Raw genomic sequence first — 26297 nt, 5'->3', positions numbered from 1 at the left:
AAATTCCTAGTAATGTCTTCAAAAAGAACTTTGTTAATAACAGGCGGAGCCGGATTTATCGGTTCACACGTAGTAAGACTATTTGTCAATAAGTATCCTGACTACGCCATTGTCAATCTGGATAACCTTACTTACGCCGGAAATCTTGAGAATCTTAAAGATATTGATACCCTTCCTAATTATACCTTTGAGAAGGGAGATATCACCGATGCCTTATATATAGATGAGCTGTTTCAGAAGTATCAGTTTGACGGGGTCATCCACCTTGCCGCTGAATCACATGTAGACAGGTCGATCACCGATCCTATGGCTTTTGTCATGACCAACGTCATCGGAACAGTCAATCTGCTCAATTCAGCCCGTAAGCTATGGGCCGGTAATTTTGAAGGCAAGCGTTTCTACCATGTTTCGACCGACGAAGTATATGGTGAACTGCATGATCCGAAGGAGTTTTTTGTCGAAACCACGAAATACGACCCGAGATCTCCTTATTCTGCTTCAAAAGCGAGTTCAGATCACTTTGTGAGGGCTTATAACAATACTTACAAACTTCCGGTAGTCATTTCCAACTGTTCAAACAATTACGGACCGAATCATTTTCCTGAGAAGCTGATTCCCCTGATGATCAATAACATCAAAAACAACAAGCCGCTTCCGGTTTATGGCAAGGGTGAAAATGTGAGGGACTGGTTGTATGTGCTGGACCACGCCAGGGCAATAGATGTTATTTTCCACAATGGTGCAAATGGTGAAACTTACAACATCGGAGGCAACAACGAATGGAAGAACATTGACCTTGTATTGTTGCTTTGTGGTATTATGGACGCTAAACTGGGTCGTGAGGCTGGAGAGTCTGAGAAACTGATCACCTACGTGACAGACAGGGCAGGTCATGACCTTCGTTATGCGATTGATGCAGGTAAACTGATGTCGGAACTGGGCTGGGCACCTTCGGTTACTTTTGAAGTAGGTCTGGACAGGACAGTACAGTGGTACCTTGACAACTGGAGCTGGATTGAAAACATCACCAACGGTGATTATCAGAATTATTACAGTAAAATGTACGGAGCCTGAGGGTTCAAATAATAAGTTCAGAATAAGTGGATTGCCTTATTCATTTATTCGCTCATTCATTCATTGATAATTAACTATGAAAGGAATTATTCTGGCCGGAGGTAGCGGCACGCGTCTTCACCCTTTGACATTGGCTGTCAGCAAGCAGCTCATGCCGGTGTATGATAAACCGATGATTTATTACCCTCTTTCTATATTGCTGTTGTCAGGCATTAAAGAGGTACTGATCATCTCTACCCCACATGATTTACCTCATTTTAAAAAGCTTTTGGGCGACGGCAGCCAGATTGGTTGCGAGTTCCATTATGCTGAACAACCAAGTCCGGACGGACTGGCACAGGCCTTCATCATCGGCGAAGAGTTCATCGGAACCGACAGTGTAGCACTTGTGTTGGGTGACAATATCTTTTACGGCAGCGGATTGAGCAAGTTGTTGCAATCCTGTGCTGACCCTGAGGGCGGAATAGTATTCGCCTACCCGGTCCATGACCCCGAAAGATATGGAGTGGTGGAATTCGACAAGGATTTTAATGCCGTTTCGATCGAGGAAAAACCTGAGGTTCCCAAGAGCAATTACGCTGTACCCGGATTATATTTTTATGATAATCGGGTCGTTGAAATTGCCAAAAACATCAAACCTTCACCAAGAGGAGAACTGGAGATAACAGACATCAACAGGGTTTATCTTGAAAAAGGTGAGCTGAAAGTAGGGGTAATGAACAGAGGAACAGCCTGGCTTGATACAGGAACATTTGCGTCACTGATGCAGGCCGGACAGTTTGTGCAGGTGATAGAAGAACGTCAGGGTCTTAAAATCGGCTGTATTGAAGAAGTAGCTTACCGCATGGGTTACATTACGGCTGAGAAACTGGAAGAGATAGCCAAGCCGCTTGTTAAGTCCGGCTACGGCCAATACCTGCTGAATCAGCTGAAGTAAGGATGTTTTTTATAAGATAAAAGAAATAGAGGCTCAAAAGGCCTCTTTTTTGTTTTCCTGATATGTTAAGGGAATTAAAAAGAAAAACGCCATCCGGGAATCGGATGACGCTTTATAATATTTTAAATGATACTTCCGGTTCTTACCATCCGTCATCAGTTGCCGGTTTTTTAGGTTTGGCTGCTGAGGGTGGGGGTGGTGTTTTTCCGCCTTTGGCTGTTGTTTTTGTAGCCACTGTCGGTGCAGGAGAAGAAGACGTTATATTTTCTTCTTTTTCAATTCTTGAAAACACACGGCTGGCGATTTTCCATTCGCCGCCCACTTTAAGTAAGTTAAGTAAGTCAACTATTTTCGAAGTCGGGTATTCTGTCTCTGTTACGGCTGTTGCGGCAGTGCCGGCATATGACCATGAAACAATCTTGGTAGTTCTTTCCATCTTCTGACCCGGCTTTATTTTAGAAGCAAGAGCATCTACTGTCATACCGGTTACACCTGATTTTCCAATTGATTTCTGAATGGCATCAGGAAGAAAAGCTCCTTTAAATCTTTCTACTTCGCCGTTGGTTCCTCCTTCAAGGTAGTCGTTAACTGTGTCTATGATCAGCTGGTCGTCGGACTGGGCAATTGAATTGAAACAAACGGAAAACAGTAGAGCTGCTACAAGTTTGTATCTGATTATTTTCATGATGAGAATTAGTTGAAATTTATTGCAAGTTAAACGATAAATTTATTTAATTATTTTTTGTGACTTATTTTTTTATTTAGAGTCTTAATATTGAAAAATAAATATATTTTTGTGTCACTTTAAATTCTAAAACCAAAAAAGTAATTATGGGACTAGTTTCGTTCTTCCAGGGAGTAGGTGAAAAATTGTTCGGCGGATCTGAAAAAGAAGCTGCTGAAAAAACACCTGAATTGAAAGCATCTGCACTTTTGGCACACGTTCAAAAGCTTGGATTGCCTTTCAAAAAATTAACCGTTAAAGTATCAGGCGATACAGTAACCCTTGACGGCGAGGTAACAAGCCAGGAGGATGCTGAGAAGCTTTTGCTTGCGGTGGGTAATGTAGAAGGAGTTAAGGCGGTAGACAACCAGCTGGATGTCATCGAACCTAAGCCTGAAGCAAGATACCACACCGTTGAAAAAGGTGACTGGTTGTCTAAGATTGCTCAGACTTACTACGGAGATCCACAGAAATTCAATGTAATCTTTGAAGCAAACAAACCAATGTTGTCAGACCCTGATAAGATCTACCCAGGTCAGGTTTTGAGGATCCCACATCTGGACTAATTCCTCAACAAAAGAATTTAAAAAGGAGCCGCCAGGCTCCTTTTTTTGTTTGTTAAGTTTATCAGAGATTTTTATATCCCTTTTTGAATATTTCAAATTCTTCTTCGAGCACTTTGATCTTCGCTTCAAAGTTTTCCAGATTGCCTGTTTTAGCCGGTACCTCTATGTCTTTCGTCACTTCATGGATCCGCATCAGTCCGATGGTACCTGAGTTACCTTTTAATGTATGCAGTTCTCGCTGGATCATCTTGACATCATTGGTTTCAAAGGCGGCTTTTGTATTGGCGATCTGTTCGGTAGCCTCCAGTTCAAAGTCTTCAAAGACCGAGATCAGCATTTCCTGACCTACCATTTCTTTCAGGCTGTTGATCACCTCCTCATCAAAAACCGGGATATCGTCCGGCATGGTGTATCCTGATGAGTGTCCGGGAAGTGCAGCTGGAAGGGTTTCTACCTCTCTGGCTTGTCCGGCGTCTGATTTTTTCAACACCAGTTCTTCCACTTTCCTCACCAGGATATTGGCCCGGATAGGTTTTGAGACATAGTCATCAAGTCCTTTGGAAAGAAAGTTCTCACGGTCATTCTGCATGGAATAGGCCGTCATGGCCACTACTTTGGGCAGTATGTCCCCAAACATTTCCTTGAGTTTCTGGGTGGTTTCTATCCCGTCCATTTCAGGCATCTGGATGTCCATCAGGATCAGATCAAAGTCATGATTGGCCGTGAATATTTCGATCGCGGATTTTCCGGAATCAGCGGTGGTGACCGTACAACTGGCCTTGAGCAATATTTCAGAGGCGACTTTGCGGTTGATGGCGTTGTCGTCTACCAGCAATATTTTAGGGCTGTATTCAGAAAAATAATTGGTCAGGGTTATTTCCGTATTGGCAGTGATAGATTTCGTAATGTCTTCCGGTTTGGCTTCTTCGGCTTCAAACGTAAACCAGAAAGTGCTGCCTTGTCCTTCTTTGGAGAACAGGCCCATGTCTCCGTTCATCTTTTTACATAGTTCCCTTGAAATGACAAGCCCCAGACCTGTGCCGCCAAATGATTTTTTGGTTGAAATATCTACCTGCTGGAATGAATTGAAAAGCAGTTTCTGGTTGCTTTCCGAGATACCGATACCGTTGTCGATCACCTCTACACGTATGGTGTGGAGGTGATCGGCGTTTTTCTCAGTACTGATTTTGATGAGTATTTTTCCGTTTTCTGTAAATTTAATGGCATTCGAAGTCAGATTGGACAAAATCTGCAGCAATCTGATCTGATCCCCGATCAGGAATCTCGGGACTTCTTCACCTATTTCGTAACAAAGTTCATTTTCCTTCTCTATCGCTTTTTGTTTGAAAAGGGCCACAAGGTTGTCAAGGATGTCTTTCAGGTCAAGCGGAGACTTGTTCAGCTCCATTTTACCGGCCTCTATCTTCGAAAGGTCCAGGATGTCGTTCAGGATCGTTAAGAGGGTCTGTGACGACTTTTTGATGGTCTGGACATAGTCTTTCTGATCAGTCCTGAGAGGTGTTTCATTTAAAACATCGATCATTCCGATGATTCCGTTCATCGGTGTCCTGATTTCATGGCTCATGTTGGCCAGGAACTGCTCCTTGATCTTCAATGAGTACTCTGCATCATCTTTGGCCAGTTTAAGTTCTTCAGCTCCCTTTTTCAACTCGGAAATATCGCGGGCCACACCCTCCACTTCAATCGGAATGCCCTTGCGGTCTTTGACCATACGGATGTTGAGCATGAACTGCCTGAGTTCACCGTCCTTCCTTTTTACATTGACCTCAAAATTGGTGATGCTTCCCGTTTTTAACAGTGATTTGATGTCCTGAGAGCTGTTCTGGGCGTTCTCAAAAAACTTATCTACTTTCTTGCCCAATACTTCATTCAATGAGTACCCGGTGTGTTTGAGCACCGAAGGGGAGATCATCGTGACATTTCCGGCCAGGTCTGTCCGGTAATAGATATCAATAAAGGATTCAATGATGTTCCTGAATTTTTCCTCACTTTTCTGGATCGACAATACAGCGATTTTCTTTTCCGTGATGTTTCTCGCAATACCTGAAACCTCCTCAATGTCTCCTTTTTCTGACGACAGGATAGGGTTGAGGTAAAATTCATACCAGTCGTTTCCTCCGTCGATGGAACCCCAGTGCATTTCGAAATACTGCGGTTCTCCTTCAAAGGCTTTGGTGTACCTTTCTCTGAGCGAGGGGCGGTCTTCTGAAGAAATGAGTTTCCAGCTGAGTTTTTCCACACTGGCACCGATCTGCGGCGGAACGCCCAGCTGGTTATTGATCAGATCATAATAGTTTTTGTTGAACGAACTCAGCTGACGCTTTTTGGTGACGGTCCAGATAAAGTGGGAGCTACTGTCAAAAAGGGCATTTAAGCGGGCAGTCTGAAGTAAAAGATTTTCTTCTGATTTCTTTCTGGACAGGGCCAGGGCTACCTGACCTGATACGAATTCAAGCAACTCAAGGTCGCGGCTGTTGAATTTGTTTTCGTCTGAATAGGACTTGATGCCGATTACCCCGGTGGTTTTGTCGTTAACCCTGAGCGGCACCATCATCTGGACTGCCGGGAGCACAGAGCCGTAAATGAATATTTTTTCATTCACCATCAATGCTTCCAGGTCTGCTTTGTTAAGCATCAGGGGCTTGTTTTGCACCATGGAATACTCTATCAGTCCGTTTCCGAGTTTTCTCCTGATATAACTCTGGTCTTTTTCGTAGTACTCATCTACGTGATACGGGAAGTAGATAGACCCGTCTTCCGGCTCATAAACGGCCACGAAGAAATTATTGGCAAAGATATTTTTCTGAAGTTCAAGGTGCACCTGCTTTAAAAATTCCTGCAGGTTCGGGGTGTTCAGGTTACTCTGAGCTATGGAGTAATAAAGATTCTGTGCTCTTTCGGCTCGTCTTCTCTGCGAAATGTCCTTAAGAAGACAACGGAACGAAACCGGTTCGCCTTTGACATAACGGCAGTTGACATCCCCCAGTAAATAGACCCTTTTTTTCTCTTTGCTGCGGATCACCATCTGGAATTCCTGATTGGAGACACCGTTTCTGACTTCGTCCAGACCCGTCAATACCTCTTCTTCATACTGCGGGTGAAGGATGTCCCGGATGTTGAATTGAAGCAACTCAGCGTCGTTATAGCCTGTCGTTTCTTTAAAAGCATTGTTGGCAAACAGGAAATCGCCGCTGGTGGATAATAAAATGATGATTTCAGAAGTGTGGTCAACGAAGTCCTGTAGCAATTCAAAGCCTTCGGCATTGATTTCAGACTTTATTTTAACGGCAGTCTGGGTTGGATTTTTCTCTTGGGTTTTGGTATTTTCTATCATAGTAATTCACAAATGAGTCTAAAAGTAATAATAAAACCGTACTTTTGAAATGGAATAGAACAGTTAAAAATAAAAGGATGGAAAAAGTAAAAGCAAAAAAACATTTAGGGCAGCATTTTTTAAAAGACCTGGATGCGGCCCGTAGAATCGTCAATTTGCTTAAGGATCACCAGCAGTATGACAAGGTGCTGGAAATTGGTCCGGGTATGGGTGTTTTGACCCAGTACCTATTAGAATCAAATGATTATCAGACCTTTGTTGTTGAAATAGACCGTGAGTCCGTGGATTACCTTCAAAAGAACTTCCCGGCATTGGGCGACCGTATATTTTCTGAAGATTTCCTGAGAATGGATCTTTATAAAACACTTGGGCTGCACGAAAATGAGAAAATAGCCATCATCGGTAATTTTCCTTATAATATCTCGTCCCAGATTTTCTTCAAGGTGCTGGAAGACAAGAACTTTGTGTCGGAAGTGGTTTGTATGCTGCAGAAAGAAGTGGCACAGAGAATTGCCTCAGGGCCAGGTAACAAGGATTACGGGATATTGAGTGTGCTATTGCAGGCTTTCTATACGATTGAGTACGATTTTACGGTTTTGCCGGATGCTTTTATCCCGCCGCCGAAAGTAGATTCAGGAGTGATCAGGCTGGTGAGAAACAATACGGTGAGCCTGTCATGTGACGAAAAGAAGTTCAAGACGGTGGTGAAAGCCGGGTTTAACCAGAGAAGAAAAAAACTGAGCAATGCCCTGAAACCTTTGGGAGTTACTTTCGAACATCCGCTGCTGGATAAGCGGGCTGAGCAGCTTCGCTACCAGGATTTTATAGAATTAACGCATTTGATTTTTCCATAAAAGCAGAAAGGCCCGGATCACATCCGGGCCTTTTCTTATTTTTTAGCTGCTGAGTAATCAACAGCGGCTTTGACGAAGTTGACAAATATCGGATGCGGCTGCATGACCGTACTTTTCAGTTCAGGGTGAAACTGCACCCCGATGAAAAACGGATGGTTATGTAACTCGATGATTTCAACCAGGCCATTTTCAGGGTTAATGCCTGAGAAGGTCAGTCCTTTATCTTCAAAATCCTTTTTGTATTTATTGTTAAACTCCCATCTGTGACGGTGACGTTCAGAGATTTTTGATTTTCCGTAAATCTTTTTAGCCAGTGATTTGTCGGCCAGTTTACAGTTATAAGCACCAAGACGCATGGTTCCGCCTTTGTTTTCCACATTCAGCTGGTCTTGCATCAGGTCGATGACCGGGTATTCGGTGTCTTTTACCATTTCGGTAGAGTGGGCATTTTCCCAGCCCAGTACGTTTCTGGCATATTCAATAACAGCCATCTGCATACCAAGACAGATACCGAAGAACGGGATCTTGTTTTCACGCACATACCTTACAGCGTCGATCTTCCCGGCAATACCTCTTTCTCCGAAACCCGGTGCTACCAATACGCCGTCAAGGTCTTTCATTCTTTCAGCGACATTCTCCACAGTAAGTGACTCGGAATGGATCCATTCAATGTTGACTTTGCATTCATTTTCCGCTCCGGCATGAACAAAGGATTCCACGATGGACTTGTAGGCATCTTTCAGTTCCACATACTTACCAATCAGACCAATTGTGACGGTCTTATTCGGGTTTTTCTGTTTAGAAAGGAAGTTTTCCCACTTTTCCATGTCGGCATCCTTGTCGTTATAAATGTCAAGCATGTATAAGGCTCTCTGGTCCAGCTTTTCCTTTTTCATGAGCAGGGGCACCTCGTAGATGGTCTGTGCGTCCATGGCTTCAATGACTGAATTGACTTCTACGTTACAGAAAAGGGCGATTTTCCTTCTGATGTCCTGAGGCAGCGGGTGCTCGGTACGGCAAACGATAATATCTGGCTGTAAGCCTGATTCCTGAAGTTGTTTAACCGAGTGCTGGGTTGGTTTGGTTTTTAATTCCTCCGCAGATTTAAGATAAGGCACCAATGTCAAATGTATGGTCAACATGGTTTTTTCGCCTAAATCCCATTTCAGTTGCCTGACAGCCTCTAAAAACGGAAGAGATTCTATATCACCAACACAACCACCGATTTCGGTGATGACGATGTCGTACTTACCTGATTCACCCACCAAAAGGATATTTCTTTTGATTTCATCTGTGATATGAGGGATAACCTGCACGGTTTTGCCCAGAAAGTCACCTCTGCGTTCTTTACTCAATACGTTGTAGTAAATCCTTCCGGTAGTGACGTTGTTAGCCTGAGAAGTCCGTACATTAAGGAATCTTTCGTAGTGGCCAAGGTCCAGGTCGGTTTCGGCTCCGTCATCCGTTACATAGCATTCGCCGTGTTCGTAAGGATTTAAGGTACCCGGATCTACATTTAAGTAAGGATCCAACTTCTGGATGGTTACTGAAAGCCCTCTTGATTGTAATAATTTAGCGAGTGATGAGGCAATGATTCCTTTCCCGAGGGATGAGGTTACACCTCCCGTAACGAAGATGTATTTTGTTTTTTTGTTATTCCCGTTCAAAGACATGGAGCAATTGATTGTTTTGATTACGGGATACAAAGTTACAGATTTTTGTTCAGAACCAAACCAAAGAAATGTCTTTAAAAATGAGAAAGTTTATAATCGCTTAGTTATCAATTTTTTATTTTTTACATAGATAGGTAAAATATTCAGAGAGACTTGTGATCTTGTTATTGACCGTCCTGGTGATCTCCGACTTAACGGGATACCCGTATTCGTTATACTGATAAGTGTAGCTGAGGGCTATGGTGGTGTTGCCGCTTTTCATCCTGGCGGTCTTTACATTGTTCTGATTGAGGAAGTAAGAAAGGTTGTTTCCGCCGGTAAGCACAGAATAAACCATAAAGTAACTTAAAACCTGGCCGATCTGCTGGTTTTTATACGGGGCTGATTTCTCATCAAAAGCGGTATTTTCAAGAATCGTCTGCCACTGGCCGTCCAGGTAGGCACTCAGGGTTTGCAGGTTGCCTTTAGCGTCATAATTAAAGCGGGTGTCTACCATGTCGTCAAAAATCGGTAGGCCCAGCTTCATAGACTCTATGCGGTTGCTGGCGTTGTAGGTAAGGGTAGTGGCATGTGAAAAAGGTTTGTTCTGCCCGTCTTTCCCATCAAAGACAACCTTGTTGAGTAGTTTTTTTGCATCATAGAAGAATGTGACCGAATAGCTTTTGTCCCTGGAGTTGATGCCTTTTCTGAGGACACCGCCCTCGTAAATAAACGTGTCAAAATCGTTAAAGCCGTTGATGTTGACCATCGTTGCTTCGTCATAGATAAAATCATACCTGATGCCTTCAGAGCGGCCGTTGGAGGTAATAGAGCAGGTAGCTTTAACTTCAACGGGTTCTTCTTCACCCACCACGATCTGTTTTTTCTTGCAGCTGAAGGAAACGAACAGCATGAATGCCAGCCCTGTTGTATTTAGTAATTTTAAACTCATATCTCACTCGTGATGTAGATGAGATACAATGCAAAAATTGTGCTAAAAAAAATGCCCGCTCGTCGGAGCAGGCATTTTTTATCTGAATAGAAGGGAATTACATCATTCCACCCATTCCTCCGCCACCATGCATGTGAGGGGCGTCAGCTTTTTCTTCAGGAATATCAGAAACAACAGCTTCGGTAGTCAATAACAGACCAGCGATAGAAGCAGCGTTTTCAAGGGCAAGACGGGTAACTTTAGTCGGATCGATGATACCGGCAGCCACCATGTCTTCGTATTTGTCGTCACGGGCGTTATAACCGTAAGCACCTTTACCGCTTTTCACTTCCTGAACTACCACAGATCCTTCAGCACCGGCGTTAGAAACAATCGTTCTCAATGGAGATTCGATAGCCTGTCTGATGATCGCGATACCTGTTTTTTCGTCAGCGTTGTATGCTTCAAGGCCATCAAGGGCAGCCTGAGCACGGATAAGAGCAACACCACCACCTGCAACGATACCTTCTTCAACAGCGGCACGTGTAGCGTGAAGTGCGTCATCAACGCGGTCTTTTTTCTCTTTCATTTCAACTTCAGTAGCAGCACCGATATAAATGATCGCTACACCACCTGAAAGCTTAGCCAGTCTTTCCTGAAGTTTTTCACGGTCATAATCAGAAGTAGTAGATTCGATCTGAGCTTTGATCTGGTTTACTCTTCCTTTGATGCCTTCCTGGTTGCCTTCACCGTTGATCAAAGTAGTATTGTCTTTGTCAACAAGGGCTTTCTCACACTGACCCAACATAGAGATGTCAGCATTTTCAAGTTTGAAACCTCTTTCTTCAGAGATTACAGTACCACCTGTAAGGATGGCGATGTCTTCCAGCATGGCTTTACGACGGTCACCGAAACCTGGAGCTTTAACAGCACAGATTTTCAGGGCACCACGGATTTTGTTGACTACAAGTGTAGCAAGAGCTTCTCCGTCAACGTCTTCAGCGATGATCAGCAAAGGACGGCCTGTTTGTGCCACCTGCTCCAATACCGGAAGAAGTTCTTTCATAGAAGAAACTTTTTTCTCAGAGATAAGGATGAACGGTCTGTCCAGTTCAGCTTCCATTTTCTCAGCGTTGGTCACGAAGTAAGCCGAAAGGTAACCTCTGTCAAACTGCATACCTTCCACAGTTTTAACTTCAGTTTCAGTACCACGGGCTTCTTCTACAGTGATTACACCTTCTTTACCTACTTTGTCCATGGCATCAGCAATCATCTGGCCGATTTCAAGGTCATTGTTGGCAGAGATAGAAGCCACCTGGGTGATTTCTTTAGAAGTAGTGATTGATTTGGATTGAGCGTGAAGGTCTTTCACGATAGCAGAAACTGCTTTCTCAATACCTCTTTTCAAATCCATCGGATTGGCACCGGCGGCTACGTTTTTAGCACCGATAGTGTAGATAGCCTGGGCTAAAACAGTCGCAGTGGTAGTACCGTCACCGGCAGCATCTGCAGTTTTAGAAGCTACTTCTTTTACTAACTGAGCACCCATGTTTTCGATAGGATCGCTTAGTTCAATTTCTTTAGCTACAGTAACACCATCTTTAGTGATAGCTGGTGATCCGAATTTTTTATCGATGATTACATTTCTTCCTTTAGGTCCTAATGTTACTTTAACAGCATTCGCCAAAGTATCGATACCTCTCTTCAGTTTGTCTCTTGCGTCGGTATCAAAATGAATTTGTTTTGCCATGATTTTATTAATGTTTATCTTTTTATAATTAAATAGAATTTTCCGGGAACGGCGTTCCCTTTACAAATTTAAACGATAGCGTAGATGTCCGATTCTCTCATGATAAGATACTCTTTTCCATCAACAGAAAGCTCTGTTCCTGAGTATTTGCCATACAATACAGAATCCCCAACTTTAACAGTTAAAGGCTCATCTTTTTTACCAGGTCCTACGGCTACAACCACACCTTTCTGAGGTTTTTCTTTCGCTGTGTCCGGGATGATGATTCCAAAAGCTGTTTTTTCTTCAGCAGGTGCCGATTCTACCAACACTCTGTCTGCCAAAGGCTTTACATTTACTGACATAATAATATCTAATTTTTAAAGATTGATTAATTTTAACTAATAACCGCTATGAACAATGATATTGCCAAACGGCCACAAAGGTACATATTCCTGACATTTTTTCAGCTTTTACTGACAAAATTCATTAATTATTAATGTGTCCGGAAATTTTTTGTCAGTATGTCTGCACAATCCCGGGCTGAAGGTGAGAAAGGCCGCAGGTGTTTTATCTGAGTGACAGGGTTTTGGGAAGCGGGTCTGACAGTTCCGGCGGGCTGTCATAATGGCATAGTTAGGACACCAGATTACTTTGAACAGTCATATTAATGGCCGGTTGTCCGGTCCTTCACCCTGATTACCAGTTTAAGCCCGGACCAGGTGTCGTCAACGGCACAGACTTTGACATCCACCAGGCCGTTTTGCAGGGCCAGGTTCCTGATGATGTCTTCGGTGATGTCGGTCGGCACTTTGGATGCCTTTTTCGGCCAGGAAATCCAGATCATGCCTTCCTGAACGATTTCGTTTTTTAAGCTGAGGATATCATTTTCCAGTTTCCTGGCCTCTTTCGTAAAGTAATGGATAAAGTTTTTTCCCGTTTCCGGGTCGTTACTTTCCTCCACTTCAGGAAAATCCTCAAAGAGATCGGGATAATAGTCAGGGGCATTGACAATCTTTATGATATATCCTGCTTTGATGCCCAGTTTTTTAGCCAGGGGTGTTCCTGAATATCCTGTTGTTTTCATTGGGGTGTTTATGCTCCGGGTGCTAATTATATTTCGTCAGGTCTTGTCATGACTTGGTTTATATTCGTCCTGGTTATTTTGACAGCATTTCGGGATACGCAGGATTTGGTTGTCAAAGCACTGAATTACGTTGCTCAAACTGCGATTTACGTTAGCCCAATTACAAGTTACGGTGCTTGAACTGCGAGTTACGTTGGCCCAACTACAAGTTACGTTGCTTGAACTGTGAGTTACGTTAGCCCAACTACAAGTTACGTTGCTTGAACTGCGATTTACGTTAGCCCAATTACAAGTTACGGTGCTTGAACTGCGAGTTACGTTGGCCCAACTACAAATTACGTTGCTTGAACTGTGAGTTACGTTAGCCCAACTGCAAGTTACATTGCTTGAACTGCGATTTACGTTAGCCCAATTACAAGTTACGTTGCTTCAACTGTCAGTTACGTTGGCCCAATTGCAAATAACGTTGCTCTGACTGCGAGTTACGTTAGCCCAATTGTAAATTACGTTGCTTGAACTGTCAGTTACGTTAGTTCAACTACAAACTACGTTACTCAAACTGCAAGTTACGCTGGCCTAACTACAAATTACGATGCCCTATACAAATCTGACCAAAGGTTTTTATTTCCGCTCAAAATTCAGGTCCTGGAAATCAAAGCTGAAATCGGTCAGAGGAGAGATCGACTGCATTTTGATACTGTTGGCTTTGCCGTCGCTGTCGAGGCCGAACATCACGTAAGCATCGGCATCAAAACTTCTTTCCGTCCATTTGACAATATAAGTGTTGCCTTTGTAGGGGAACAGCTCGCCTTCGAGCAGGAATGACCTTTTGGACTGAAACCACAATTTGCCGTTTTTGTTGCTGACCTCCACATCGCCGAACCATGGGTCTGTATAAGTGCCGAGGATGAAGCTGTTGTCAGCTTTGGCTGATTTGTTTTTCTGTTCTGCTTCTATTTTTGTCCAGATTTCAGTGGTGATCTTTTTTGCATCGGCTTCATTTTTTACCAGTCTATCGTGGTATTCCTTGATCCTGTCGAGGCCTTTGATACCCAGGTAACTGTCTTTGATGGTGTTGGTCACGGAGTTAAATGCCGCTCCGGCCTGCTGGTTAGTGAACACAATGATGCCGAGCTGAAGTTCGGGCAGCAGGGTCACCTGGGTTACTATACCTGCCAGCCCGCCGGTATGCGTGGCTTGTTTGTATCCTTTGACATCGCTCAGAAACCATCCGAGGCCGTATCCCGAAAAATGGGTGTTGTAAACAGAAGTACCTCTCACCGGGATAATGGTTTGTAACGTCCACATTTCGTCGCTGGCCTGCTGGCTGAATAGTCTCTGATTATCGCCGTATTTACCCTGGTTCATCTGGGTGATGATCCACTTGCTCATGTCGCTGACATTGCTGTAAATACCCCCGGCCGAGTTGGCCACTTCGCTCCAGTCTCTCCTGATCACTTTTACCTTGCCGTCGACCGGGGCATGGGGATCAATTACATTAGATTTATCCTTCAGCCTTTTGAATGAGGCGGCGGTCTTGTTCATCTGCAGTGGCTTCAGGATCCTGGTTTCAATGAATTCTTCCCAGCTGATCCCGGAAATTCTTTTGACGACTTCTCCCGCTACTATATATAAGAGGTTATCGTAATCATATTTGGTTCTGAAACCTGAAACAGGTTTGAGGTACCTCAGGTTATGTATGATGTCTTTCGAGGTAAAATTATTGGAATCAGGCCAGAACATGAGGTCACCGGCACCCAGCCCCAGCCCGCTGCGGTGGGTGAGAAGGTCTCTAACGGTGAATTCTTCCGTCACATAAGGGTTATACATCCTGAATTCAGGGATCACGTCCGTCACTTTGGTGTCCCAGGTGAGTTTCTTTTCGTCGATCAGCATACCCAGAGCGGCTGAAGTAAATGCTTTTGAGTTGGAAGCAATGCCGAAAAGTGTATTTTCATCCACTTTCTTACCGGTTTTTAAAGAGCTGACTCCGTAGCCTTTGGAATGGATCACTTTGCCATCCTTGACCACAGCCACGGCTATTCCGGGTACATCAAAGGTGGTCAGTGTTTTTTCTACCAGGGCGTCAATTTCGGCAGAGCTGATCTGGGCAAAAGCCGGATGAATAAGAATAAGGCAAAGGAAGGTAAGAAAATTCTTTTTCATGAGATGAAGGTTTGTCTGTTGGGTTTATAAAGGTTTTTCTGATTTTATTTTGAAGGTTTCGCCCTCTTTGTCGTTGCCCATCAGGTAATAAATATCACTGATGCTTTTATAAATTTTCGGCAGGTCTTTGGGTGTTGGTCCGGTTTGTTTCAGCCTGATTTTCATCGCACTCTGATAAGACTCGAGGGCACCCTGATACATCTTGTTTTCGAGGAATGATTTCCCTAAATTTACATAAGACTGAACAAGTTCTGTTCCGTCTTCTCCGAAGAGTTCTCTACGTATTCTCAGGGCTTCGCTATGATTTTCAATGGCTTTGTCTATCTGGCCGTCATTGAAATAAACGTTACCGATATTTCCGTAGCTTGTGGCTACGTCTGCATTTATTTTTCCGGATTTAGACAGGCGGATATCCAGGGCTTTGTGGTGCACGGACAGTGATTTTTCATACTCTTTTCTGGCATTGAAAACGACACCGAGGGCAACAAATGTGGAGGCCAGGGTCAGGTTGTTTTTATCCAGGTGCTTTTGCCCGGTTTTCAAGGCCAGGTTCAGGTCTGTCAGGGCCGGGTCATATTTATCCTGGCGGGTCAGCAGGGCACCTGATTGGTTCAGGCTGTTGACCGCCTTTTCGTAAGACCTGACAGCAAGGAAACCTTTAGCCGCTTTTTGAAAAAGCAATACGGAACTATCTGCCGACCCCGCTGCACGTAGTGCCGCAGCCCGGTCAAAGAGTAAGTCCGGGTTTATATTTTGAGCGATTAAGGGCCCGCTGAAGGTTAGGGGGAAGACCAGGAAAGCAATAACACTTATCTTTATTTTCATGTTTGATAGCTTTTTGAAATATGACTAACTGTCAGAAAATAAAGATAAGCCTTAGTCTTCTTATTTAAAAAAGAAAACCGGATTAATGCCTCACAAAATAATACAGCAGCCCGGCTGCGGCACTGATGCCGATCCAGACGATCATGTTTATCTTAAACCTGTAAAGTGCTATGAAAGAAATGATGATCCAGAAGATAGCAGGGTAGTTGGGTGTGAAATTCCCTGGACTAAAAGCTACGGCTTTGGCCAGGTAGATGCTCAGGTTCAGCACCACACCGAATACCGAAGCAGTAATAAGGTTCAGTATTTCTTTGAGGCGGGCATTTTCACGCGTTTTCTCAATGAAAGGGGCTCCTATCAAAATAAAAGCAAAACTCGGCAGGAAGGTGTAAAAAGTGGTCGTCAGCAACCCTACGGTGCCCATCAGCAGGGAATTCCCGAAATGATGATAGCCTGCCATAAAACCAACAAAAGCCAGTACCATGATCAGGGGGCCGGGGGTGGTTTCGCCCAGGGCCAGCCCGTCGATCATCTGGGTGCTGCTCAGCCAGTGAAATTTTTCGACACTGACCTGGGCCACATAAGGCAGAACGGCATACGCCCCGCCGAAAGTCACTAAAGCTGATTTGGTGAAAAACAAAGTGAGTTTCTGCCAGAAATCAAATTTCAGATGGGTGAAATAAAATAAAACCAGTGGAACAGCCCATATCAGGATGTAAACCGAAACCTGTCTGAATATGGTTCTGAAATCCAACGGCCCGGTATCTCTGATGGTGAATTTGTTGAGATAATAGGATGCTTCATCCTCCTCTGTTTTTTTGGAAGACTGCCCCCCTGTACTTAAGCTTTCCGGATAGAAATATCGGAGTAAGATGCCGATGATTATCGTTGAAATGATGATCAGCGGAAAAGGAAGGTTGAACTGGAAAATACTGATAAAAGACAGGATGGCAATGACATAATGAACCGGCCCGAGCAATGACTTTTTACCGATTTTGATCAGGGCCAGCAGTATGATAGCCACGACGGCGGGTTTCAGGCCTTCAAATAAACCCATTACAGCGGGAACATTGCCCCAGTAAACATATACAAGACTTGATCCCAGCAATATAAAGACGGAAGGAAGGATAAAAAATAATCCTGCGGCGATGCCTCCCTTGACGCCATGCAACAGCCAGCCCAGGTACGTGGCCAGTTGCTGGGCTTCCGGCCCGGGTAAAATCATGCAGTAGTTAAGGGCATGAAGAAACCGGCCGTCGCTGATCCATTTTTTCTGAACTACTAGGTATTCGTGCATGATCGAGATTTGCCCGGCGGGCCCTCCGAAGCTGATGAAACCGAGTTTAAACCAGAATCTCAGGGCTTCGCTGAACCCCGGTTTTGAAACGGGCAGGTGTTCTTTCTTTTGCATGTTTTTCTTAAAAAGCTATCCCGAACTGAAAACCGAAAGTAAAGCTGGCAGGTTTATCATTCCCAAACCTGACAGGCAGCGGAATGGCTACGAAATAACTGCTGTTTGTATTTTTCTTCACCACTTTATTGAAAACCGGGGTAAAACCGTATCGGCCGGTGGTTTCGAAGGCCGCCCTTCCGGCAAAAGTAAATCCTTTGCCCATATTCAGCAAGATGCCCGGATGGAAAAGCAGGTGACTCATTTTGCTGCTGCCGTTTTCAGCCCTGACGAACGGCACCATCTCAAAGCTCAGTCCTGTTTTGGCTGTTTTCCAGAGATTGATTCCCACCGGCATTCCGACCACATAATGCCCGTCAAAATTAGCTGAAGTGCCGCTTTTGTCGAATGTGACAATCGGGTGGATGATGCCCACGTATCCGGCCATTCTCGGATAAGTCACCGTATTGTTTTGAGAAAAAGCCGGCTTTGCGGCGGATAAAAGACATAAAAGAGTAAGCAGGTAATATCTGTTCATGAAAGGTTTATTTAATCTGAACGCGAAAATAGACCTCTGCCCTGTGACGGAATAGTACAAAAATTACCTTTTGTATCCTGTTTACTTTTTTCTGAGAGATGAAGGGTTTTTGCCGGTATGTTTTTTGAAAATCCTGTTAAAATGACTCTGATCTGAAAACCCGGTCAGGTAAGCGATTTCTGTCAGGCTGTAAGAGGTGGTTTCTATAAGGTGAATGGCTTTCTCGATCCTGATTTTACGGATATACTCACCAAAGTTGAGGTTGTCAAAATGTTTGGAGAATTCCCTGGACAAATAAGAAGGATTGATCTGTAATTCATTAGAGATGTCCTTAAGGTCAAACACGAAATTATCGTCTATCTGATCCTGGATCATTTCTTTCAGTTCCCTGGCCCATTGAGGCGTCTTTTTTTCGGTTTTTTCAGTCTCCTGCAGCTTGCTGTAAACCTGCCTGAGCAGATTTTCAAAAGGAGAACTCTGCAGGTGTTTTTGCTGATAAAGGTGGGTCGCCCAGCTGTAAAGGGCGTCATACAAGACAAAGCCTGTCTCCAGGAGCTGGTAGTCGTCTTTGATGTTAAAAGCTAAGCCGGCGGAAAGGGCCCATAGCCCGGCTGATTCCGGGGCAAGGTCGTGGCGGTCGGTATCTGCCCCGCGGATGATCGGAGCCATTATTTTCACCGCAGGATCTTCTATCCGGTATTTTCTGACAAAATAATCAAAGGTGCATTCCTGCTCATAGTGGGTAAACTCGACACCCGGAATGTCATATGGAGTGGCGTCCTCCTCAAGGGCTTTGCTGATGACGAGGTCAAAGGGGACATAAAGGAATTCTGCTTCCTGGTCAATAAATTTACGGATAAGCCATGGGCAGGCCAGGCGGTCAATCTTCGGTCTTTCTCTGGTAATCCACTTCATTTCGGCAAGGCTTTTATAAGCTGGGGCTAATTTAAAACTTATTGTCTGACAAATTGACGTTCAGCCTCCACTTAGTTTGAAATTAAAGCCTGGATAAAGAAATAAACTTTATATTTGTTATTATAAACATCAACTGAAAATATGGAACTCAAACACAGTCATGATCACAAAAAAGGCGTATTTTATTTAGAAGAAAACGGGGAAAGAATGGCAGAAATGACCTATGTCTATTCCGGAGAAACCCGCTTCATTATTGACCACACCGAGGTATTTCCTGCTCATGAAGGCAAAGGCCTCGGAAAACTGCTGGTGAAAGCCGCCGTGGAATATGCCAGGGAACATAAATTTAAGATACTACCGCTCTGCCCTTATGCCAAAAGTGTTTTTGATAAAACCCCTGACTACAGCGACGTATTATTTTAACCGATACTGATATGACAGAAATTGAATTGCTGGGCTATGCTTTCAAGGAGTTTGCCGGTATGGATGAAGAACATTTCAGGCTTTCTGAACCGTATTGGCTGAAAAAACAATATGGCAAAGGAGAGTTTTATAATGAATACAAGAATGTCTGCAAACACATGGGGTTCATTCTTGATGGTGTTTTCAGGACTTATTACGTTAATGACGAGAGCGGCGAGGAAAAGAATGTCTTTTTCTTTTCCAATCACCAGATCATTGTTTCCTATAAAAGTTTCCTGAATCAGACTCCGTGCAATTACTACACCGAATCGATGAGTGATTCTTCCATTCTTTATATCCACATCAACCACCTTTTTGAATTGTACAAGAAATCACATCAGTGGGAGAGGTTTGGCCGGCTGGTGGCTGAGAAGGCTTTCAATATGGCGATGACCCGCACCGAAGATTTTATGTTTTTACCTCCGGAACAGCGATACCTTGATTTGCTGGAGCAGCACCCGGATATTTTTAACAAGGTTCCGCTTTATCACATTGCCTCTTACCTAGGCATTCAGGGCCCCTCATTGAGCAGAATCCGGAAAAGAATGATGAGCAGATGAGCCGGAATGACTGATGATCTGCCCTTAATCAGGCTATTTAAAAATACATAAACCCGGAGTTCCGGGTTTTTTCATTCCGGCTAGTTTCACATTAAAATTTTAAGAGATTTGATTATTTTTTTAAGATTTCCTGAAAATGAAGTGACCGCTTGAGGGTTTTTGCGTCAAATAAATGATTCTTGCTCTTATGCTAGTGGCAAGATTTAAAAATTGTGTGGATTTAGTGACCGGAAAGGCTGGGGGTTTACCCCAGTCCTTTTTTATTTTTCAGCTCATGGTTACAGAGAACAATTACAGGATAAATAAATGAGAAAAAAGTCCGAAAAACCAGGGTAGATTACCCTGGTTTTTTTGGTTTAGATGAAAGATGATGAGTAAACAACCTGATTTATGTGACCTTTTTGTGAGGTGTACGTCTAAATAAGGGACTGATTCTTAAAAAATTAAAAGAATATCAAGATGACCAAGGTAACCTTAAAAGTAAATTATGAAAAGCCCGTGTTGATCAGATACGGAAAGGTGATCAATGCTACCCGCACTCCAGGCACACCTGCTTTTTTTAATTCGGTTTTCTTTCCCGGTGACTTAGTCCAGGGAAGCAGTGGAGGCGGGGGCGGCAGTTCCGGAGGCGGAGGTGGCGATCCCGGAGGGTGATTAAAAATGATCAAGTGATAAAATTGGAAATGCCAGGGTTACTTACCCTGGTTTTTTTGTTTCAGACCCTTTCGGGCAGATTGTGTCAAAAAAACATTTTTCCTTATGTGACCTTGTTGATTTGCTGCCGTCTAAATACAAAAAAAAGGTTATCAAAAAATATCAAAATGATGAATGTAACCCCAAAACTAAATTATGAAACGCCTGTACTGGTCAGGTACGGCAAAGTGATAAAAGCCACCCGCTCTTCGGGCACACGGGCTTTTTTTAATTCAGCTTTCTTTCCCGGCGACCTTGTCCAGGGGAGCAGCGGCGGCGGAAGCGGAGGTTCGGGAGGCCCTGGCGGTGACCCGGGTGGCTAAGTAAATGTCATAGCCTGTCCATTTTCTCCCGGATAATACCACATAAACACGGTTTTTTAAACAACGGAGTATATACAACAAAATCAAAAAGCAAATGAATGACTCGCAAAAAAAAGTAAATTATCAAAGGCCTGTTCTCATAAAATACGGGACTGTGATAAAAGCCACACGATCTGTAAACACCTCCGCCTTTTTTAACCAGGCGTTCTTTCCCGGCGACTTAATACAGGGAAGCGGCGGTGGTGGTGGTGGTGGCGATAATTAAGATCAATGGGTGCGGTTGTATTGAAATTATATGACCGCACTTTTTCAAATGAGCTGTGAAACGATTAACTACCAACGGGTAATGAAGATATTGAGTAAAAATAAAACAGAATGAGCATGAATTATTATAAAGTTTTTGACCTGGTCATTGAAACACCTTTTTGCCTTGCAGAAATAGACAGATATGAAACATCCGGACATCCGGACATCCGGATCACTGAAGAAGCTTTTATCCTGCCGGAAATGATGCAGATAAAGAACATTTTCAGGATGAACCTCAATCCTGATTTCGGCGGAGAATCACATGACGCTTTTTTCGGCTGGGGGCCATACGGAGCGTTCAGGATCAGGGAAGGCCATACGATTACATTTGACAGGAAAGCCTCAGAAAGCGACTTGCTGCAACATTTTCTTTTAACAGAGCCCCTGACTTACGCCCTGCACCAGCGGGGCTATTATTTGCTGCATGCCAGTGCCGTGGTATTGCCTTCGGGCGAAGCCTGCATTTTTTTTGGGGAGCCCGGAGCCGGAAAATCCACCACCATGGCTACATTTTTAAAGCAAGGGTGTGAGTTCCTGTCGGATGACCTCGTAGCCATCACCTTTGATCAGGATAACCGGCCCTTTGTGCTGCCTTCTTTCCCGAATATTAAACTTACACAAGGGGCTATTGAGGCTTTGGATTTTGATACGACTCATGCCAAACCTATTTTCAGGAAAGCCTCGAAATTTGCCATTAACATGGATGGGAAGTTTCACAATCATCCCGCTCCCTTAAAATACATATTTTCTCTGGTCAATGACAATGAAAAGACTTTCCAGGTAAATAAAATAAGCGGAATCATGAGTCATTGGCAATCACTTCGGCATTTTCCGCTTCCGATGATGGTGCTGGAGGGCGATGGTCTTAAAAAACGTTTTGTAGAAGGGACTTATATCCAGAAGGCTTCAGAGTCTTTTGAAATCATCAGGAACAATAATAATTTTTCTGAAATCAAAGACTTTGTGGCTTCATTGGTGCGTCAGCACCAGATGCCTGCCCTTGACGCTGTACAGGTGTAATTTTTAAGAAGAATCGTTTCTGTAGTACGGAATATTTTGAAGTTGGTTGTTAAACTTAAATGACTAAAACCGGATGATGCTATTCAGCCGGTTTTTTTATGTTCATCCTCAGTAAGATTACCCGGTGACTTTTAATTATTTCTGCTATTTCTGAAAAAAAAATATTTTCATTAAAATGGCTATTTTGCTACATTCTGTAGCCTTTTTCGTGCTAAATGCCTTTTTCAAGGCTTTACCTGCCCCCCAAGCCGTTAAAAATTATGTGACCGGATTCTTAAAAAGAAGTCTAAACAAGGAAATATAAAAAAATTCTAAAACGAACAACCAAAAAGTAAAAGTGAAGAAAAAAATCTTATTTCCCCTGTTAGTGCTTGTAGCCGGGATGGCTTCCGCACAGACGAAAATTAAGGACGGGACGGTCGCCGGTCCTGTAACTCCCAATGCCGCCGCCATATTGGAGCTGGAAAGCAACAATAAAGGTTTGTTGCTGTCAAAGGTTGAGTTGACAAATACTACGACCTGGGGACTGGCGGGTAGCCAGGTTTCAGGAATGCTGGTGTACAATACCCTGGCCACCATCACAGGTACAAATCCCGCCTATCCCGTACTATCAGGAGGGGTGGGCGTTTATTACTGGGACGGAACAGGCTGGGTTGGGGTGAAAAGCGGGACTGCTGCCGCTTCAACCGAACCCTGGTTTGACCAGGCCACCAATGCCGGAGCCACCGCCAATACCCAGAATATTTATCAGTTGGGTAATGTAGGGGTGAAAACAAACACACCTTTAACGTCTCTGGATGTTCGTGGGCCGGTCAGAGCAGGTAATCCCCATCTTACCGGAGCCATCGGGAATAACTCATTTGCGACAGGCTCACTGAATATCGCCAGCGGCGAATCTTCAGCTGCTTTCGGAGGTGAAACAGTGGCCAGTGCCTTGCATGCCACGGCTTTTGGTTTTCAAAGTACAGCCAGCGGACGCCTTTCCACCACTTTCGGATCTAATAACCTGGCCCAGGGTAGCAGGGCATTTGCTGCGGGAACACTTAACAAGGCCCTGGGAGATTACGCCGTTGTTTTCGGAGGAGGAAATGAAGTAAGGGGTTTTCACGCAGCTTCATTCGGGGTTAACAATATAAATGAGTCCAACTTTGAATTTGTAGCCGGAACCAACAACCTTTTTACGACCGGTCAATCGAGTCTTTTCCAGATCGGTAACGCCAATCCCAACACACCGGCGGTTCGCTCTAACGCTGTTTCCGTGATGAAAGACGGGAAAGTGGGGGTAGGGACCCACACCGTTGCACCGAACAGTACCTTCCAGGTTTTCGGTTCGATAAGTGCCAATGTCAGAGTCATTACGGCAGGAGGAGCACTGGCTGAAGACGATTACACGGTTATTTCAAGGGCTACATCTGCCATTACACTCACTTTGCCGGATCCTGCTACCTGTAAGGGAAGGGTGTACTACATTATCAACAACGGGAGCCAGCCGATTACCACTTCGTTATCATTCGAAGTGTCGACAGGAAATACCCAGAACACCATACCGGTGGCCGGGGTGGGGATAGGCTTTCCTACGCCCAATTTTGGAAACAAGTATCTGTTGCAAAGTGACGGAACTACGTGGGTACTGATAAGTCTGGGTTAAAAATCCTTTTAACTGGAAAAAATTATGACAAAAAATAAACAATGGATATGTTGTTCCGGTCTCGTTTTGCTATTGGGGATACTGGGCTTTAAGGCCTCTGCACAAGCCCCCGGCAGCAGCTATGTTGACAACGGATCGCATATTATTAATACAGGGACCACGGAACTGGTGTATTCCGAAAAAGCATATTTCGGGCCGAATGCCGTATGGGAGATCAACGGTGTACTTGAGATATATAGTAAGGAGGTTTTTATTTCTCCTGCAGCTACTTTTACGGGTTCGGGAAAGATCGTCTTTTTTAATCCTGCGTTAGTGGGAGGGGCAGATAACCCAACGCTGCTGGATGGGAACAACGGCTCTTTTATAGATGTAGCTATTGAACTCCGCAATGAGAAGAATCTTATTCTGACTGATCTTGCTGACCCGGGATTTGGTACCACCAATCCTGCAGGAGCATTAGCTGCTTCAGTGAACATCGGCAAAAAACTTGATCTGGCTGTCGATAACGCTGATGTTATCCTGAATGGATTTGACCTTGTTTTTGATACTGATGCGGTCATTGACGGTTACAGACCGGAAAGAAAGGTGGTGACAGGCAACTCGATTGCAGGGCATATGGTGAAAAACGGTATGAGCGGGGCCTTTGTTTTTCCATTGGGAATTAATGAGACCGATTATAACCCTGCTGAAGTAACTGCTGCCGGCGGGAATGTCCACGCCAGCCTGCAGGACAATACTGCCAGTGCATCAAATGAATCTCTGATAGCCAAAGGAATAGACAGGACCTGGCACCTGTATGCCGACGCCGACGTAGCGGCTACCGTTAACCTGCAGCATGATCTGGCTACGGAAATTACAGGTTTTTCATCCGCCTTTAAACATTATGTGACGAGGTTTCTGGGAGCATCATGGGAATCAAACGCTGGGGCTTTAGGGGCTGTCGGTACACTTACCACGGGGACTTCGCCTGTTGCGGGAAGTTCAATGAGAAATCTGGGTACCACTATTCCAGGTCTGAGTACTGATACGAAAACGTATTTTACGAAAGCCGGTCTGATACAGGACCTGAAGCCAACGCTGACGGTTATCCCTTCGTCTTTTGTCGGAGCGGCTCCGATATCGATTACCCTGACCATTAAAGTGATAGAAGTGAGTAATGTTCCTACAGATGGTACTACCATTACAGTACGCCTGAAAACAGGATCTGATTATGTGCTTGGAATTTCATCCGGAACGGTGGTTAATGGCTGGACATATGCCGGGGTAGTCGGGGCTAATCATGTTTTTACCTCCAATATGATTCTTCAGAATAATTCTTCTCAATTTGATTTACCGGCTACTTTTAATTTAGCAGGAGGGACGGGTGTCTATCTTTTTTCAGTAGCGATAGCATCGGGCTCAGGGGGAGAGGTTAGAAATTCCAATAACTCCGACCAGGAGCAGGTGTCTTTTAATCCTTAACCGGTATTCAACTTTTTTAAATGTTTAAAATATGAAAAAAATCTTTGTACTATTATTCATAATAACCGGAAGTCCGCAACTGTTTGCCCAGCATGACCCTGATGTGACAGGCTCAATGGTTTTTGGTTCGGTAGCCCCTACAGGATCTCCTTATCTGAATGGAGAAGCAGTGAGTTTTAATATTTCAGCAGGCTCGTCTATTGAAGACTTAGACTGGCCCGCCCCTGGTGGACAGCCATTTGTGATCACCATAAACACAACCAGGATTGTCAACCTGTCGGTTTCAGTTTCTCCGGGGTTTACCAACTATTTTGCGGCACCGGTTATCACTGATTTAGGGGGAAATTCCTATACCATAGTTCTGACCCAAATGATGACGATTCCGGAAGGGTCGTATACTGAGTTCCTTATCAGCGGCCTGGCAACAGGTCCGGATGGAGCGACTATCGGATACCAGGCCAACGGAAATCCCGGGGGATATGACAATACGGGGCCGGGTACAGATTCGCCGAGGTTTTACGGAGCCATCACCGGAGCATTACCGGTATCGTTGCTTGATTTCAATGTAAAGGCGGAGGCAAAAGTAGCCCAGCTGAAATGGTCTACTTCAGAAGAAAGTAACAGCGACCACTTCCAGGTTCAGCACAGTCTTGATGCTAAAAACTGGGTTACCAAGGGTGTTGTCAATGCTGCGGGAGACAGTAAAGTAGTCATGAACTACGGTTTTTCTGATGCAGAGGTGGCGAATGGGAACAATTATTACCGTTTAAAAGCGGTAGACAAAGACGGCAGTTTTAACATCAGTAAGGCCAGAAGTGTGTTTTTTGAAGATATTCCTGAAGTGAGCTTTGAGCTTTTCCCTAATCCGGCGGTAGATAAGTTTATGATCAAAGCTCCTGACTGGAGTAAGGTCAGGGCAGTGTCTATTTCAAATTCCGGTGGAAGAGAAGTTTACCGCTCGGCAGGTAAACCCAATGCTGAAATAAGCGTGGGGAACCTGCCATACGGAATATACACGGTTAAAATAGTCTATGTGAACCAGACGGAAGTAATTAAACGGCTGGCGATACAGAATTAAGAA

At 44.2% G+C, this 26297-nt stretch carries 24 protein-coding genes; 12 read left to right on the top strand and 12 right to left on the bottom strand.

Features of this window, described 5'->3' with window-relative positions; genetic code table 11:
• Positions 1–12: 12 nt before the first annotated feature.
• Positions 13–1074: a dTDP-glucose 4,6-dehydratase gene (gene rfbB, locus GVN16_RS03185; protein WP_166562379.1), complete on the top strand. Its 1062-nt coding sequence runs from the start codon at positions 13–15 to the stop codon at positions 1072–1074.
• Positions 1075–1150: 76 nt separating this feature from the next.
• Entirely contained in the window at positions 1151–2011 is an 861-nt protein-coding gene (gene rfbA / locus GVN16_RS03180; protein ID WP_166562378.1) for a glucose-1-phosphate thymidylyltransferase RfbA, read from the top strand.
• A gap of 142 nt (positions 2012–2153) precedes the next feature.
• On the opposite strand, the gene GVN16_RS03175 is transcribed toward rfbA, so the two are convergent.
• Positions 2154–2696 carry a nuclear transport factor 2 family protein gene (locus GVN16_RS03175; protein ID WP_166562377.1) on the bottom strand — a complete coding sequence of 181 codons (543 nt, stop codon included), beginning with the start codon at positions 2694–2696 and terminating at the stop codon, positions 2154–2156.
• Positions 2697–2842: 146 nt separating this feature from the next.
• On the opposite strand from GVN16_RS03175, the gene lysM reads away from it, so the two are divergent.
• Entirely contained in the window at positions 2843–3301 is a 459-nt protein-coding gene (gene lysM / locus GVN16_RS03170) for a peptidoglycan-binding protein LysM (RefSeq protein ID WP_166562376.1), read from the top strand.
• 61 nt (positions 3302–3362) lie between these two features.
• Here lysM and GVN16_RS03165 read toward each other — a convergent pair whose 3' ends face one another.
• Positions 3363–6656 (bottom strand): PAS domain S-box protein, encoded by a 3294-nt coding sequence (locus GVN16_RS03165; RefSeq protein WP_166562375.1) that lies wholly within the window; start codon positions 6654–6656, stop codon positions 3363–3365.
• Positions 6657–6733: 77 nt separating this feature from the next.
• Here GVN16_RS03165 and rsmA point away from each other — a divergent pair, with 77 nt between their 5' ends.
• On the top strand, positions 6734–7510 hold the full coding sequence (gene rsmA / locus GVN16_RS03160) for a 16S rRNA (adenine(1518)-N(6)/adenine(1519)-N(6))-dimethyltransferase RsmA (RefSeq protein ID WP_166562374.1): 777 nt from the start codon (positions 6734–6736) through the stop codon (positions 7508–7510).
• A 35-nt stretch (positions 7511–7545) separates the two neighbouring features.
• On the opposite strand, the gene GVN16_RS03155 is transcribed toward rsmA, so the two are convergent.
• The 10 genes from GVN16_RS03155 to GVN16_RS03110 all read right to left on the bottom strand — a co-directional run bounded on the left by GVN16_RS03155 (position 7546) and on the right by GVN16_RS03110 (position 18743).
• Positions 7546–9183, bottom strand: coding sequence for a CTP synthase (locus GVN16_RS03155; protein WP_166562373.1), 1638 nt, complete (start codon positions 9181–9183; stop codon positions 7546–7548).
• A gap of 115 nt (positions 9184–9298) precedes the next feature.
• Positions 9299–10114, bottom strand: coding sequence for a hypothetical protein (locus GVN16_RS03150; RefSeq protein WP_166562372.1), 816 nt, complete (start codon positions 10112–10114; stop codon positions 9299–9301).
• A 97-nt stretch (positions 10115–10211) separates the two neighbouring features.
• Positions 10212–11843, bottom strand: coding sequence for a chaperonin GroEL (gene groL / locus GVN16_RS03145; RefSeq protein WP_166562371.1), 1632 nt, complete (start codon positions 11841–11843; stop codon positions 10212–10214).
• Positions 11844–11911: 68 nt separating this feature from the next.
• Positions 11912–12187: a co-chaperone GroES gene (gene groES, locus GVN16_RS03140; protein ID WP_166562370.1), complete on the bottom strand. Its 276-nt coding sequence runs from the start codon at positions 12185–12187 to the stop codon at positions 11912–11914.
• A gap of 302 nt (positions 12188–12489) precedes the next feature.
• The gene (locus tag GVN16_RS03135; protein ID WP_166562369.1) at positions 12490–12909 is read right to left on the bottom strand and encodes a DUF3052 family protein; all 420 of its coding nucleotides are present in this window, start codon (positions 12907–12909) and stop codon (positions 12490–12492) included.
• A gap of 621 nt (positions 12910–13530) precedes the next feature.
• A complete protein-coding gene (locus GVN16_RS03130; protein WP_166562368.1) occupies positions 13531–15075 on the bottom strand; it encodes a serine hydrolase in 1545 nt (514 codons plus the stop codon).
• 24 nt (positions 15076–15099) lie between these two features.
• Positions 15100–15900 carry a tetratricopeptide repeat protein gene (locus GVN16_RS03125; RefSeq protein WP_166562367.1) on the bottom strand — a complete coding sequence of 267 codons (801 nt, stop codon included), beginning with the start codon at positions 15898–15900 and terminating at the stop codon, positions 15100–15102.
• Between the two features lie 82 nt (positions 15901–15982).
• Complete coding sequence (gene chrA, locus GVN16_RS03120; RefSeq protein WP_166562366.1) at positions 15983–17311, bottom strand: chromate efflux transporter; 1329 nt, start codon at positions 17309–17311, stop codon at positions 15983–15985.
• A gap of 7 nt (positions 17312–17318) precedes the next feature.
• Positions 17319–17828 carry a hypothetical protein gene (locus GVN16_RS03115; RefSeq protein WP_166562365.1) on the bottom strand — a complete coding sequence of 170 codons (510 nt, stop codon included), beginning with the start codon at positions 17826–17828 and terminating at the stop codon, positions 17319–17321.
• An 81-nt stretch (positions 17829–17909) separates the two neighbouring features.
• Complete coding sequence (locus GVN16_RS03110) at positions 17910–18743, bottom strand: chromate resistance protein ChrB domain-containing protein (RefSeq protein ID WP_166562364.1); 834 nt, start codon at positions 18741–18743, stop codon at positions 17910–17912.
• A 141-nt stretch (positions 18744–18884) separates the two neighbouring features.
• Between GVN16_RS03110 and GVN16_RS03105 the strand changes: the two genes are divergently transcribed.
• The 8 genes from GVN16_RS03105 (at position 18885) to GVN16_RS03070 (ending at position 26294) form a co-directional block, all read left to right on the top strand.
• The gene (locus GVN16_RS03105; protein ID WP_166562363.1) at positions 18885–19166 is read left to right on the top strand and encodes a GNAT family N-acetyltransferase; all 282 of its coding nucleotides are present in this window, start codon (positions 18885–18887) and stop codon (positions 19164–19166) included.
• Between the two features lie 11 nt (positions 19167–19177).
• On the top strand, positions 19178–19765 hold the full coding sequence (locus tag GVN16_RS03100) for a Crp/Fnr family transcriptional regulator (protein ID WP_166562362.1): 588 nt from the start codon (positions 19178–19180) through the stop codon (positions 19763–19765).
• Between the two features lie 459 nt (positions 19766–20224).
• Complete coding sequence (locus GVN16_RS03095) at positions 20225–20419, top strand: hypothetical protein (protein ID WP_166562361.1); 195 nt, start codon at positions 20225–20227, stop codon at positions 20417–20419.
• 167 nt (positions 20420–20586) lie between these two features.
• Positions 20587–20781, top strand: coding sequence for a hypothetical protein (locus GVN16_RS03090; protein WP_166562360.1), 195 nt, complete (start codon positions 20587–20589; stop codon positions 20779–20781).
• 381 nt (positions 20782–21162) lie between these two features.
• A complete protein-coding gene (locus tag GVN16_RS03085; RefSeq protein WP_166562359.1) occupies positions 21163–22107 on the top strand; it encodes a hypothetical protein in 945 nt (314 codons plus the stop codon).
• A 337-nt stretch (positions 22108–22444) separates the two neighbouring features.
• The gene (locus GVN16_RS03080; RefSeq protein ID WP_166562358.1) at positions 22445–23755 is read left to right on the top strand and encodes a hypothetical protein; all 1311 of its coding nucleotides are present in this window, start codon (positions 22445–22447) and stop codon (positions 23753–23755) included.
• Between the two features lie 24 nt (positions 23756–23779).
• Positions 23780–25216: a hypothetical protein gene (locus tag GVN16_RS03075; protein WP_166562357.1), complete on the top strand. Its 1437-nt coding sequence runs from the start codon at positions 23780–23782 to the stop codon at positions 25214–25216.
• Positions 25217–25247: 31 nt separating this feature from the next.
• Positions 25248–26294 (top strand): T9SS type A sorting domain-containing protein, encoded by a 1047-nt coding sequence (locus GVN16_RS03070; protein WP_166562356.1) that lies wholly within the window; start codon positions 25248–25250, stop codon positions 26292–26294.
• Positions 26295–26297 lie beyond the last annotated feature (3 nt).

It is taken from the genome of Emticicia sp. CRIBPO, from assembly GCF_009905725.1.
In the GTDB taxonomy this organism is placed as follows: Bacteria; Bacteroidota; Bacteroidia; order Cytophagales; family Spirosomataceae; genus Leadbetterella.
The sequence above is the reverse complement of the archived record's forward strand: the minus strand, read 5'-3'. Positions and strand labels throughout refer to the sequence as shown.